This is a genomic window from Saccharothrix violaceirubra (assembly GCF_014203755.1).
In the GTDB taxonomy this organism is placed as follows: domain Bacteria; phylum Actinomycetota; class Actinomycetes; order Mycobacteriales; family Pseudonocardiaceae; genus Actinosynnema; species Actinosynnema violaceirubrum.
The window spans coordinates 408,698-422,906 of the sequence record NZ_JACHJS010000001.1 but is presented as its reverse complement, the minus strand read 5'-3'; the positions used below and the strand labels follow the sequence as shown (position 1 = coordinate 422,906).

The window sequence follows — 14,209 nt, the reverse complement described above, 5'->3', positions numbered from 1 at the left end:
TCCCGATCCCGCCACTCGGGGTGATCCACTACGCCCCTCGGGTGGTTCGTGATCACGCAGCGTCGACCCCTGAACCGAGCCCGGTCGCGGTGCGTATGCCCTGGGTGGAGGTCGGAACCTACGGCGGGGTTCCGGCCTCCCTTTCTCGTGATACTCCGTTGGTGGGACGTTGGCCTCGCGTTGGCGACAGTCGGTCAACTCATTGCCGCACCGGTACCCCTACCTGGAGGCGGCCTTGGACCCCCGACACTGGCTGGAAGACTACGCGGGCCGCATCGAGGAGATCCGCAAGAAGTCCGTGGAACTCCAGGAGAACGTCGCCAACGCCGGCGCGCGGGTGGAGAGCAAGGACGGTTCGGTGACGGTCACCGTCAACCCCAACGGCGGCCTCCAGAACCTCCAGCTCGGGCACCGCGCGTGCGACCTGGGCCCGGCCCGGCTCACCACGTTGATCATGGAGACCGTGCGGCAGGCCCAGCGGCAGGCGGCGGCCAACGTGGTCGCGGCGTTCGAGCCGTTCGGCGGCGGCACGGAGGCGATGCGCCTGATCGTGGACTCGATCCCGACCGACGGGGACGAGGACGCTCACGGGGACTACGACGCGTACGCCGAGCCCGAACCCGAACCGGTGCGCCCGCCCGTCCCCCAGCCCGCGCCGGCACCGTCGCGACCCGTCCGCCGCCCCGCCGCGGCCGACGACGTCGACGACGACAACCGGCCCTGGTGAGCCAGGAAGGCCCGCATGCCGGACACCAACGCCCCGACGCCGTTCGTCAACGTCACCGAAGAGAACAAGTTCAAAGGCACGTTGATCTTCGAGGCCTACGACGGGCTGATCGACTCGATCAGCGGCGAGGCCGAGAACGAGACGGTCCGGGCCGTGGACATCACGTTCAACGCGATCGGCGCGGTGGCGTCGACCGCCATGTTCGTCGCCGACCCGTTCGGCACGCTCCTCGGCGCGGGCATCGGCTGGCTGCTGGAACACGTCTCGTTCCTCAAAGAGGGGCTCGACCTGCTCCTGGGTGACCCCGAGGAGATCCAGGCGGTCGTCGAGGCCGCCAAGAAGCGGACCATCGAGCTGCGCGTGCTGGCCGACGACCACCGGCAGGGCATGATCAAGCCCGACGGCTGGACCGGCACCGCGGCCGAGCGCTACAGCGCCAGCATGGAGCAGCTCGGCAAGGAACTCGACAGCCTCGCGCACGCGATCGAGACCTGGACCAAGATCGGCGCGATCTGCGGCATGATCGTCCAGGTCGCGCGGGACATCATCCGCGACATGATCGCGCAGCTGCTCGGCTCGCTGCTGGCGGGAGCCATCGCGGCGGCGGCAGCGGCGGTGTTCACGCTCGGCGGGTCGATCGCCGTCTTCATCGGCTTCGCGGTGGGCAAGGCGGTCGCGCTGGCCGCGAACATCTCGGCCCGGATCGCCCGCGTCGTCGCGGCGCTGGGTCGCAACATGAAGCGGGCCGACGATCTTCAGGACATCATGAAGAAGATCGGCAAGGGCTGGGACCGGTTCGACAACCTGGCGGACGCCGGCGAGGTCACCTGGGAAGGCTGGAAGATCGCGCACGGCATCGACAAGGACATCGCGAAGGCCCAGGGCGAGGACGACGACCAGGACGTCGTCGACCAGGCGAACGACAAGCTCGAAGAGGCCAACGACAAGTACTCCCAGGCCAAGGAGAACGAGTCGAAGGCCGCCGACGAGCTGAAGGCGGCCAACGAGAAGCTGAACGACCTGTCCACCAAGGCGTCGGCCGCCAACGACAAGGCCAACGCCGCAGCCGACGAGCTGAACGCCGCCGCCGCGTCCGGCGACCAGGCGCGGTACGACGCGGCGAAGGCCAAGTACGAGGCGGCCAAGTACGAGGCCGATCTGGCCCGTGCCGCCGCCGCAGACGCCGCGCAGGACTCGGCGACGAAGGCACGCAAGCTCGCCGACGAGGCCAAGGCGAGCAAGGCCGCGCTGGACGCGACGAAGCCGTACGACGACGCGGCGCAGAAGGCGTTCCAGGACTACAAGGACAAGCACCCGAACGAGGGCACGCCCGACCCGGGCCGTACCGCGGCGGAATCCGACCTGACCGCCAAGTCCACCGCCGCCAAGGACGCGAACGCCCGCTACGAGCAGGCGAACGTCGACTTCACCGAGGCCAACGCGAAGGCGGCCGAGGCCAACGCGAAGGCGTTCCGCACCGGCAGCGAAGCCGACATCAAGGCGGCGGAGCAGGCGTCCAAGGCGGCCCAGGACGCGGGCACGCGGGCGGAGCGGGCGGCGAACGAGGCCAGGGCCACCGGCGAGGCCGCCAAGAACAGCTACGAGAACTACCAGAAGACCTACGTCAACAAGACGAACACCAGCACGTCGGCGCCGAAGGTCACCACCTAGTCGCAGTCCTTCCGGAGTCGGAGAGAACCGGTCATGGCCAAGAACACCAACACGAATTCCAACTCGAACACGAACACCAACACGAACACGAACAACCCGCCGCCGCCCCCCAGGACGGGAGTCGGCGGACCGACGGGCGGTTCCGGGTTCTCGGTGAACGGTTCGACGATGGACAGGTTGGCCAACCAGGCCGGTTCCTTCCAGGAGCGGATGCTGAGCACCGCCAAGGGCCTGAACGAGATCCGCCTCTCGCCCAACGCGTTCGGTCCGATCGGCGCGTTCATGGTGCCCGCCCTGAACATGTCGAAGGACTCGTCGGCCCAGCAGGCCGAGCGCGCGTCGACGACGTTCGGCAACGTACAGGCGAACATCAAGGCGACGCACCAGACGCACCTCAACACGGACACGCACAGCAGCGGCCAGTTCGACAAGATCATCCCGAACTCGAACGCCCTGAGGCCGCCGGGCACGACCGGCACCACGGCCGGTCCCACGAACACGAACGGCAACTCCTACACCGCGCCGCCACCGCCCAAGGGCACCACGGGCACGACCGCCGGCCCAGGGAACACCGGCGGGAAGCAGGTCGGCCCGGTCACCACCCCGAAGGGCACGAACGGCGGCCTCACCAAGGGCACCTCGGCGCCTGGAGGGTCCCCGCTCAACCCGATCACCAACCCGAAGGGGACGGGCGGGTCCACGTCCGGCAAGGGCACCACCACGCCCGGCGGCTCGCCGATCGGCCCCGTCACCAACCCCAAGGGGACGGGCGGGTCGACCGGCAAGAACACCACCCTGCCCGGCGGATCCCCGGTCAACCCGACCGCCAACCCCAAGGGGACCGGCGGGTCGACGTCCGGCAAGGGTTCGCCCCTGACCGGCGGTTCCCCGGTCAGCCCGGTCGCCACCCCCGGCGGAACGGGCGGGTCGACGACGGGCAAGGGTTCCCCCCTGACCGGCGGCTCGCCGGCCAGTCCCGTCACCACCCCCAAGGGGACCGGCGGGTCCGCGGTCGGCGGCTCGCCGAACAGCCCGACCGCCGGGAGCAAGTCGGCGGTCGTCACGCCCACCACGCCCGCCGGCAGCCCGATCACCCGGGGTCCGGACGGCCGGTCGGCCGCCGCACCGGCCGCGAGCCCGCTCGCGGGCGGGGCACCGCCGGCCGGTGGCGCCGCGCCGGGCGGCGCGACGGCGACCGAGCGGACCAGCAAATACACGGCCGGGTCCGGCAAGAACCTGTTCGACTCGCCCAAGCCGACGGTCGGGTCCACCGGCACGATCAGCACCCCGCCGAAGACGTCGTCCACGGTGCCGCCCTCCGCGCCGCCGAAGACCACGACGACGCCGACCGCCGTGCCGCCGACGACCCCCGGAACGACCCCGACGAACACCGGGACCGACCGCACGGGCCGGCCCACCGCGACCCCGAACCGCGGCCTCTTCGAGGGCGCCAAGCCTCCGATCGGCAACGGCACGATCTCCACGGCGCCGCCGAACTCCCCGTCGACCCCGCAGCCCGCGCCCAAGCCGACCCCGGCCGTCTCCCCCACCCCGGCCGTCGGCATCCCGACCAAGCCGGGCACGACGACCACCCCGACCCCGGGCAACGCCACCCCCGCCACGGCCAAGCCCGCGCCGGCGGTCGACACCCCCACGACCAGGCCCGGCACGACACCGCCGCTCCAGACCCCCGCGAACACCCCGGGCACCCAAACCCCGAACACGCAGAACCAGAACGCCCCGAAGCCCGGCAGCACGAGCGGCATCCCCCCGGTCGACCCGACGTCGCGGCCGAACCAGTCGCCGACCGGCACCGGTTCGAAGTCCGCGGTGCTGCCGGAGAGCGACACCCCGTCCCCCGCGAAGACCCCCCGGCAGAACCCGCCCGTGCGGAACGGCGACACCACCGGCAGCCTGGACACCCCCGTCGTCGCTCCCGCGCCGATGCTGCCCAACGCGCCGATGCGCGAGACCGTGCGGAAGTGGTTCGGCAGTAAGAGCACGACTCAGCCGAACACCCCCGCCAACCCGAACGCGGGCACCAGCGGCAGCCGGAACGGCACCATCAACCGCCCGAACCCCACGGCCACCGGCGCCACGCCGCCGGGCACCATCCCCCCGGGCACCATCACGCCGGGCACCATCACGCCGGCCGCCGGAAACACGAACACCACGCCCGGCAACACCAACACGACCCCGGGCAACACCAACACGGGCAACACGAACACCGGCAACAACGCACCCGGCAACACGCCGCCCAACCCCGGTGGCTCGACCCCCCTGCTGTCGTCCAAGAACCTCCCCGAGTTCGTGAACAGCGGGCGGGCACTCGGTGCCGTCGCGACCGCCAACCCCACAGGCGTGCCGCGCGTCTTGAGCACCGTCACCACCCTGCTCCCCCGGGTCGACGGCGCCACGCCGCAGGGCATCGGGCGCATCGAGGCGGCGATCGACGGCAACTTCGAGACATTGCTCGGCAACGGCCGCAAGTTCCCGGTCCAGGTGGGCAACCAGCACTTCGAGGTCAAGGTCGTCGCCACCCTCCACTCGCCGCCGAGCACCGCCGTCGCACCGCCCGCGAGCACGACCAAGGTCGACATGGCGACCAACAGCGGCTCGACGACCGGGTCCACGACCCAGATCTCCACTTCGGGCGACATCGGCACCAGCGCGCTGTTCACCACCACCGTCGGCCCGTACGGCTCGGTCGGCGCCAAGGCGCAGTTCGCCCGCCCCGCCCAGGCGAACACCACACAGACGTCCACTGTGGACAACCGGCAGATCCGGTCGGGCAAGAACTCGACCAACGCGGACGTGCCGGTCACGTACACGCTGACCGTGGTCGACGCGCAGAACAACGTCGTGAACACCGGCACGGTCACCTCGACCGCCACCGATCCCGTCGGCATCACGCTCAAGATCCCGGACGAGATCACCACCCTCACCCCGCCGGTCACCCCGGGCCGGATCGCGACGCCCGCCGACGGGTGGGGCGGGAAGATCGAGCACCCGGCGCCCGAGGCGGTCACGTTCGACGGCAACGTCACGCCCGACCAGGCGTTCGACCGGGTCGCGGCCAAACTGCCGCCGTCGGTCACGCAGATGGGCGCGCCGGGCCGCACCGAGCTGCGCGACTTCCTCAGCGCGACCAACATCCGCGACAACGCGGGCGCGATGATGAACGACTGGATCACCTCGCCCGACCTGGTGAGCCGCAACAGTGCGCACGCGAGCGTGGTGCAGATGCGATTGACGCCGCGGACCGCGGAGCTGGTCGGCGTCACCAACGACACCCAACTGCGCATCCACGAGTCCGCGACCAGCGGCAGCGCGGTGTCGTCGTCGACCAAGAGCGGCTTCGACGTCAACCTGGCGGTCGGCGGCGGTGCGATGGTGCCCAAGACCGTCGGCGGCACGGTGGGCCTCGTGGGCGGTTTCTCGTCGAAGAACACCGAGACCTCGTCGTCCGGCACGGTCGCGGGCAACAAGTCCGGCATCGAGATCAAGTCCGAGACGGGCCTGTACAAGGTGACCGCGGACCTGGAGATCAAGACGACGACCGGGCAGAACGTCGTCGTCCCGACGACCGTCTACCTGCGCCTGGGCACCTTCGAGGCCAACGCGCACGGCCTGCCCGTCAACACCGCGACCGGTTTCACCGCCGGCACGCCGAACACCCGCCACGCGCCGCCCTACCTCGCCTCCCAGGTCGCGAGCGGCGGCGCGAAGGTGGGCGAGTTCGCACCGGGCAACGAGGTCAAGGGCAAGGTCGAGACCGCGATCAAGGGCATCCCCGGCTTCGACGGCTTCCTGCCGAAGTGGAACACCACCGCGGACCCGCGCCAGTCCGGCCGCAACTTCGCCGACGTCGTCGACGCGACGGCCAACCAGCGCAAGCTCGACACCGAGCTGAGCCGGGCCGCGCTGACCGCGAAGATGGACACCCTGCTCGGCCCCGGCGTGACCGTCCAGCTCAAGCGGCGCGGCCTGTGGTCCAACGACTACGTGAACGTGACGGTCAAGGCCACGCTGCGCAATCCCACGCACCTCGGCCAGGTCGAGGGCCACGCGGTGCGCGGCTCCGCGTCGGTGGCACCCAGGCTGGACGCCTCGACGACCGTGCAGAAGGGGTGGAACGCGGGCCTCGAAGGCCGCGTGGTGATCCCGACGGTGACCGGCGGCAACTCGGTGTCCCCGGCGCCGAACATCGGCGCCAAGTACAACAGTTCCACCGCGTACAAGACCTCGTCGGGCGCCACCGCGACCACGACGACGCTCAGCACCGGCGGTTCCAGGGCACAGGTCTTCCAGCACGACGTGGACATCACCGTCGAGGTGACGAAGTTCAGCGCGCACCGGGCGTGGGTGAAGCGGCTGACGCCGGGCGCACCGAAGATGAAGATCCCCGCGCCCCAGGTCGTGGCGATGACCAAGGCCGACGCCACCACCCCGAACCCGGCGTCGTCGGCGAACGGCGTCCCGGTCGCGGCCGACGCCAAGGCGATCCCGCCGATCAACGGCAAGGTCAACCTCTGGGTGCCCGACGGCGCCACGTTCACCAGCCCGCCGAACGCGAACCCGATCGGCACGCCGACCGCGCGGCCGATGACCGCCCCGCCGACGATCGCCGACCTGGTCAGCGGCAAGTGGAACTCCCCCGCCCCGAGCGCGGCCCCGAACACGGCTCCGAACACCACCGCACAGCCCCAGCCGAACACCCGGAACAAGTACAACCTGCTGCACGTCGACGCGGTCGCCAACACGGGCGCGATCCACGCCGAGGCGCTCAACGTGCTCAACCGGGCCGCGCGGGCCGACGGGTCGCTGACCAGTCTGGGCACCCAGGCGCGCAACCAGATCGACAAGATGTTCAGCGCCGAGAACATCAAGGCGCAACTGCCGATCTCGTCCAAGACCGGTGTCCAGGAGGGCGGCATGCTGTACAGCCGCCGGATCTCCAACCGCACCGGCGCGTTCGGCAGCAACTTCGAGCTGAGCAACCCGAAGCTGCTGTCGATGTCCGACGGCACCCCCACCGAGAACGCGCTCACCGGCGGTTTCAAGACCGGTGACAGCACGACGAAGAACCAGTCCGTCGACCTGACCGCGGCCGTGAACGTGCCGATCAAGCCCGAGAAGGACGCGACCGCGGCGGTCGGCATCGGACCGAACGCCAAGTGGACGCCGTGGGCGAAGTTCGGCGGCAAGAGCCACGAGGTCGGCGGCGAGGTGTTCCGCAACAAGCGCAGTCAGGCGCAGCGGACCTACTACGTGCAGCTCGACGCGAAGGTCAACCTGGTCGCGGAGTCGCGGACGGGCAACGTGCTGGTCAAGGGCACGCCGAACCGCGCCGGGTCCACTGTGGACCTGCCGGGCAGCGTGTTCGTCCGGGTCGACGAGGCGACCGCGCGCCAGATGGGCCTGATCCCGGCCGTGCCGCCGCACACGTCCGCCGTCACGGCGAGGATGCAGCCGCCGAAGCTGTTCAGCCCGGCCCCGGCCACGAACACCGCCCCGAACGCCGTCGCACCGGTCAACCTCGGTCTGAGCCACATCGAGACGGTCCCCGACCTGTCCCCGCTCGTGCCGGAGCTGCGCGCCGAACTCGGTCGGCTGGGCACCGAACTCATGCCGCCGTCGGTGCTCGACGACTCGATGAACAACTTCCAGCGCATGGTGGACCTCACGTCCGAGTCCAGCGTGAAAGCGCTGGTGGACAGCGCGCTGGACGGCGGCGTACCGCTGCTGGTCCACAAGCCGGGCACGTTCGGCAACAACAGCTACCAGGTCACGCTCCGGGCCAAGGTCGAGGGCCCGCCAGTGTTCCTCAAGGCGACGCACGACGGCTCGGACATGGAGCACGCGGCCACCGGTTCGACGAAGGACACCGATCTGCAGGGCAAGGGCAAGTCCTGGAACACCGGCATCCGCCTGCAGGGCAGCGGCCTGCCCCAGACCGGCAACTCCAACCTGTCGGTGGCGGTCGGCGCGGTCGGCACCGGCTCGATCGGCCAGACGCACTCGAACTCCACCTCGACCACGTCCACCCGACAGGCGGGCAACCTCAGGCAGGCGGGTGGGCCGCAGGCGCACTTCACCGTGAAGGTCAAGTTCGAACTGGTCGTGGAACGCGGCTCGGTCGAGGTCGGCCGGGTCGACACGAAGTCGGCGCAGGACATGACGGTCCGACTGCTCGCGGACAACCTCAAGGTCGAGAACGCGAACCGGCCCGCGGCGCAGCCGTTCACCAAGACCTCCGTCGTCCGACCCGCCGCGGAGGGCCGGCCGAACCGCATCGCCGCCTGGCGGCAGGACCCCCGGGCGGTGGTCGTGCCGACCACCAACACCTCGGTCGAGAGCTTCCGCGGCGCGGCCGACCTGCGGGCGACGTCGGTCCGCACGATGACGCTCGCGGGCGCGTCCGACGGCCTCACGGCGAAGGGCACGGGTTCGCGCAACGCGCTGGAGTCCACGCTCAGCTCCGAGACCCTCCAGTCGGTGCTGCTCGGGATGACCTCGTCGCCGCTGGTCGTGCCGGGCCAGCACCAGAAGACGCTCGGCCCGGGGCAGCACGTGAAGTTGGAGATCCACGGCCGGATGGTGAACCCCCGGCTGGCCGGTCTCAGTGACACGATCAACCTGGAGAACCCGACGTCGACGACGTCGTCCACGGCGAGCGACGCCAGGCACGGCGAGAGCGGCGACCTCACGTTCGGCATCGGCGCGACCAACGTGACCTCGAAGCAGTCGCCGGACCTCGCCTTCACCACGCCCGGCGTCGACACCAAGCACGGCTCCGACGCCATCGACACGACCCCGGCCGGCCAGACCGCCAACAGGGGCCAGAACCCCAAGGCGGGCGGGCGGTCCGGCCTGGTCGACGTGGACATGGAGTACCGGATCGTCGCCGATCTCGGCAACGGCAACATCCGGGTGGTCGACCTGACGATCCCGGGCTCGGCGCAGCTGCGCATGCCGGCACCCGAGGTCGAGAAGTTGCTGGGGAACAAGCCGTTGGCGCCGTTGGACGGCGCCCAGAAGAGGGTCAAGGACACCGCCGCCGAGTGGCGCACCGCCGAGGTCGAGGTCGAGGCGAGCCTGCACCGGGCCGACGGCCTGGACGCCGACATCGCCAAGGCCGCCGGGAACCTCGCCGACGCCGACGCGGACATCGTCACCAGGACCGGCGACCACGCGCCGCACGCCACGAAGATCGACGGGCTGGACCAGGCCGTCGCGGACCTCGACGCCCGGACCGCCGCGAAGCGGACCGAGGTCGACCGTCTGTCCGGCGAGCTGGCCGAGGCACAGGCCCGCGGCGAGCGGCTGACTCCGAGCTACGACGACCGCGTGGAGATGCTGCGGGACGCGCGGACGATCTCGCACGCGTTCGACACCCGGGTCACCGACCTGACGGCGGCCATCGACCAGGCGAAGCTGGACGGCAGGCCGACGGCAAAGTTGGACGCCGCGCTCGTCAACGCGACGGAGGCGCAGGCCGGGGCGAAGGCCCGGGTGTCCTACGCCAGGCAGATGCTCGATCAGGCGGGGACCGAGATCCCCACCGCGCGCAAGAACCTCGCCGACGCACAGGCCGAGCTGTCCACCCTGGAGCAGTCGCTCGACAAGGCGAACACCGACCTGACCGACGCGATCGCCCAGGGCAAGCCCACGCGGGACGCCCTCGACGCGGCGATCGACGAACGCGCCCGGCGGCAGGCGGCCCTGGACACGGTCCAGTCCGACCACGCCGCCACCCTGGTCGAGCTGGCCGACCGCCGGGCCCGGTCGGACGTCAAGCAGCAGGCGTGGTGGGACGCCAAGACCACCCTCGACGCCGGCATCGACACCTTCAACGCCACCCCGGTCACCCCGCCGGCCGGTTCGAGCACGCAGCAGAACAACGCCCCCGCGGTCGGCTCCACTTCGACGAACACCACCGGCAACACCTCGATCCCCGCCATCACCATCACCCCTCCCGCGCCACCGACCTCGACGAACACGAGCACCCCCCGCACCGTCACGCCGGTCCACCCCGTCGGGAGCCCGGACGCCACCCCGCGCACCGCCCGGCCCGAACGGTCGTTCGCCTTCGCGCCGAACGACACCGCCCTGTCCGACACGCAGACCGCGCAGCTCGACGAACTCGCCACCGATCTGGTCGAGGCCAACGCCAAGCGCGACCGCCTCGGCTACCTGCCGCCCGTGGTCGAGGTCTCCGGCGCGCACGCGCAGTCGATGCGCGCGGAACTGCTCGCCAGGGGCATCGACGCGGTGGTGCGGCCGGGTGGCCGTCCGGACGGCGCGGACGTGCACGTCGACTGGGACCTCAAGCGGCCGGAGGGCTACGTCCCGCCCGTCGCGCCCAAGTCGACGCCGATGGCACAGCCGGTCGTCATCACGTCCACCGAGCTGCCGTCGCGGTCGGTCCTGGACGACGGGACCTGGCGGCACAGCACCGCGTCCACCGCCGAGTGGTTCGCCAACCCGGCGCCCGTCTCCGCGAACGACATCGCCCACGCCCGCGCGAACACCCCGCCCACCTCGTGGGTGCGCGGCGAGGACGGCGGCGTCCTGAACACCTCGACCGTCGGCCCGAACGGGATCGACCTACGGGCGTGGCGCGGTCCGATCGCCTACGACGTGCGGACGTTGGACATCGGCGGCGCCAAGGTCAAGGACCTCACCGTCAAGATCCACCTCGACGGGAACACCGACGCCCGCGCTGACGTCGAAGCCCGCACCAGGGCCGGCGTCGACGAACTGTTCAACCAGGGCCACCGCCTCCCCTCCGGCGAACAACTCCACGTCACCGTCGAGTTCGTCGACAACCCCGCCGACGCCCACAGCACCGTCACCCTCACCGACCCCGACGGCCGCGCCAACCAGCTCAACTGGCCCGTCGACACCGACCCCCGACGCCTCGCCCACGAGGTCGGCCACTTCATCGGCCTCCAGGACGAGTACCACGAGACCTCCGACGTCAAGCCGATCTTCCAGCACCAGGACGGCAAGGGCCGGGTCATGGCCGACAACGCACCCATGACCCAGGGCATCGACGCCACCGACACGAGCCTCAAACCCCGCAACGCCTGGCTCATCGAAAACCGCATGCGGGCACTGGAATCGTCGGTGGAACCGACGGTCGAGGCAGCCCCGGACCACACCGTCCAGGCACCGCACGCCCCCACGCGGCCGCAGACCCAGGCACAACGCCACGCGGCGGCGATCGACTGGCTCCGCGGCCACGGCGGGCCGGCCGGCGTGGCACTGGCGAACCTCAACCTCCCGGTCGGCGGGCTGGACCCGCTGTTGAACCACGCCGACCGCATCAGCCTGCAGTTCGCCGCCAACCCGCACGCGATCGACGGCCCGGCCATCGCCGCCGTGGCCTGGGAACTCCACCACCGCGGCATGGCCGCCGCGCAGCACCGCGCCGGGGACATCGGCCGCACGCCACCCGACCCGCGCCTCGCCGCGACGGCCACCGGCAACGCCCTGCTGTCGCTGCGCCTGCCGCAACGCGAGCTGGACGCCCTGCTGACCGACGCCCTGTCGATCGCGCACGCGGCCGACCCCGTCGGCCGCGTGCGCGACGACGACCTGGCCCAGATCGCCCTGACCCTGCACACCAGCGATCGGGGTACCGCGAGCGCGCTGGCACGGGCCCTGATCGGCACCGCGGCGCCGACGACCGCACCCCGGCCGGCACCGCGTCCCGCGGCCGACCCGATCCCGGACAGCGGCCCGGCGCGCTACGCGGCGCAGCAGGACCGGAAGCGACAGGAGTTCGACCGACAGCGGGCGGACGCGGCCCGCGCGGCCAACGCGGAACACCTCGCCTCGGTCGTGGACGACTACGCGCGGCCGGGCCGGTCGACCGTCCTCGACTACACCTTCGCGAGCGACGGCGTGGAACCGCAGTTCGTGCTGCACAACGAGAACGTCACCCTCGACACCGACCCGAGGCGCTTCCCCGCCACGATCCCCGTGGTCGATCGGGGGCAGGCGGCGACCAACCCCCCGATCGTCTTCTCGCACGACGCCACGCTCGGCCTCCCGCAGGCGCCTCCGGGCACGCGGTTCAAGGAGTTCTACGCCACGCCCGACCTGGTCGAGTCCGCCAACGCGCGGCTGCGGGAGGTCGGGAGCAAGGTCACCCTGGTCGTCGCGCCCGGGAACACCGTGACCGTCGACAACGGATCGGGCGCCCGTTCCCTGGTCATGGTCACCCCGAAGTTCGACAAGACGCCGCCGAGCGTGTGCAGCGAGTTCTCCCAGGCCGTCATCGGCGGCACGCACCGGCAGGTCGTGATGCGCACCGACGACGGGACCACACCGGTGCTCGGCTCGATCGCGCCCGGCGGCTCGCACGAGTTCCTGGGCACCCACGAACTGGCCGACGCCCTGGCCAGGCACGCGTGGTCGACCGACGCACCGGGCGACATCTCGGCGCGGTCGATCGCCGAGCACCTGGAGCGCAAGTCCATCGCGCCGCCCCGGCCGGGCCGGGAGTACGGCACGGCGCTGCGACCCGGGACACTCGCGCACGCCCGGCTGAACCACGCGGCGGAGAGGCTGGGCGTCAACCAGTTCGCCTGGGCCCGGCCCGGTGAGGCGTACCTGTTGCAGTCGATCGCCGTCCCCGACGCGAACGATCCCAAGGCACCGGACTTCGGCCAGGACTTCACCGCGCACGACGGCGCCCAACTCGGCGCCGTGTGGGGTTACCACCTCGGGTCGGTCGCGGTGACCAGCATGGACGACGCGACCCAGCTGACCGTCGAGTCCGTGCGCCAGGGCGGAGTACGCAAGTACGCGTTGGACGAGGCGATCGAAGCCAACCTGACCGCGTACGGACGCCACCTGCCGGCGATCCGGGACCAGGTGGTCGCCGACGTGTACAGCACGCCCGACCAGCGCCGGCTGGCCGAGGACCTGGTGCGGATCCAGTCCCTGCGCGACCTGCTCCGCGACCCGGCGGTGCGGGGCAGCGACCGGCAGAGCGCGGAGGTCGAACTCCAGAACGCGCAGCTGCGGGCACGCCAGATGATCACAGTCCTCGCCGGGCCGGATCGGCTGCCGGCCCCCGGCCAGATGTGGTTCCTCGGCATGTACAGCAAAGCCGAGGGCGAGTCGTTCTTCGACCGCTGGGCCCACCTGGACGAGCCGCTGGACCGGCACACCTCGGCGAACCCGCTGGTGGCCGTCACCAGCTCGCACCTGGAGAAGTACGTCGCCAAGGTCACGCTCGCCGACGACGCCAAGCGGCTCGACCCGGCGGAGGTGGCGGCCGGTGGCCGGCAGCTGCCGGAGTACGGCAACAGTGCGCTGACCGACGTGGCGTGGTCCACCGTGAAGGCCGCGCTCTGGCGACACCGCAACGGCATGCCGCTGCCGGAGATCCACGTGCACGCCTACGGCAACTCGCACCTGCACGCCACGAAGACCGGGCAGGCACGGGCGGACGTCGCCAAGGCGTGGGTCGACGTGGAAATCGCCCGCCTGCTGGAAGAACTCCAGAAGGACCTCCCGGACGGCGAACGCCCGCTCACCCCCGCGGACATCACCGTCGTGACGCTGTCCCACGGTCGGGCGGTACCGCCCGACTCGACGGACCCCGGGGCAGACCGCCGGCGGGTCGTCGCCGAGATGGTCGTCCCCCGCTGACGCCGACGATCCGGCCGGGACGGCGTGGGCCACTCGCCCGAGTGACCCACGTCGCGGACCGTCACCCGATGTGGAACGGTCAAGGTGGCACGCCCTGTCTCGTCGCTCACAGACGGGTCCCGGCCATTGGGTCGGCCACGG

4 protein-coding genes are annotated in these 14,209 nt (G+C 71.3%); 3 read left to right on the top strand and 1 reads right to left on the bottom strand.

Translation table 11 applies throughout. The annotated features are described in order from the left end of the window. Nucleotides 1-235 precede the first annotated feature (235 nt). Both F4559_RS02060 and F4559_RS02055 read left to right on the top strand, forming a co-directional pair. Nucleotides 236-727, top strand: a complete 492-nt coding sequence (locus F4559_RS02060; RefSeq protein ID WP_184665886.1) for a YbaB/EbfC family nucleoid-associated protein — start codon at nucleotides 236-238, stop codon at nucleotides 725-727. Nucleotides 728-742: 15 nt separating this feature from the next. Next, a complete protein-coding gene (locus F4559_RS02055; RefSeq protein ID WP_184665885.1) occupies nucleotides 743-2,398 on the top strand; it encodes a hypothetical protein in 1,656 nt (551 codons plus the stop codon). Here the strand turns inward: F4559_RS02055 and F4559_RS02050 are convergent. After that, nucleotides 2,395-2,583 (bottom strand): hypothetical protein, encoded by a 189-nt coding sequence (locus F4559_RS02050; protein ID WP_184665884.1) that lies wholly within the window; start codon nucleotides 2,581-2,583, stop codon nucleotides 2,395-2,397. The genes F4559_RS02055 and F4559_RS02050 overlap by 4 nt on opposite strands. Between F4559_RS02050 and F4559_RS02045 the strand changes: the two genes are divergently transcribed. Beyond that, the gene (locus F4559_RS02045) at nucleotides 2,567-14,068 is read left to right on the top strand and encodes a hypothetical protein (protein ID WP_184665883.1); all 11,502 of its coding nucleotides are present in this window, start codon (nucleotides 2,567-2,569) and stop codon (nucleotides 14,066-14,068) included. The two genes, F4559_RS02050 and F4559_RS02045, sit on opposite strands and share 17 nt — an antisense overlap. Nucleotides 14,069-14,209 lie beyond the last annotated feature (141 nt).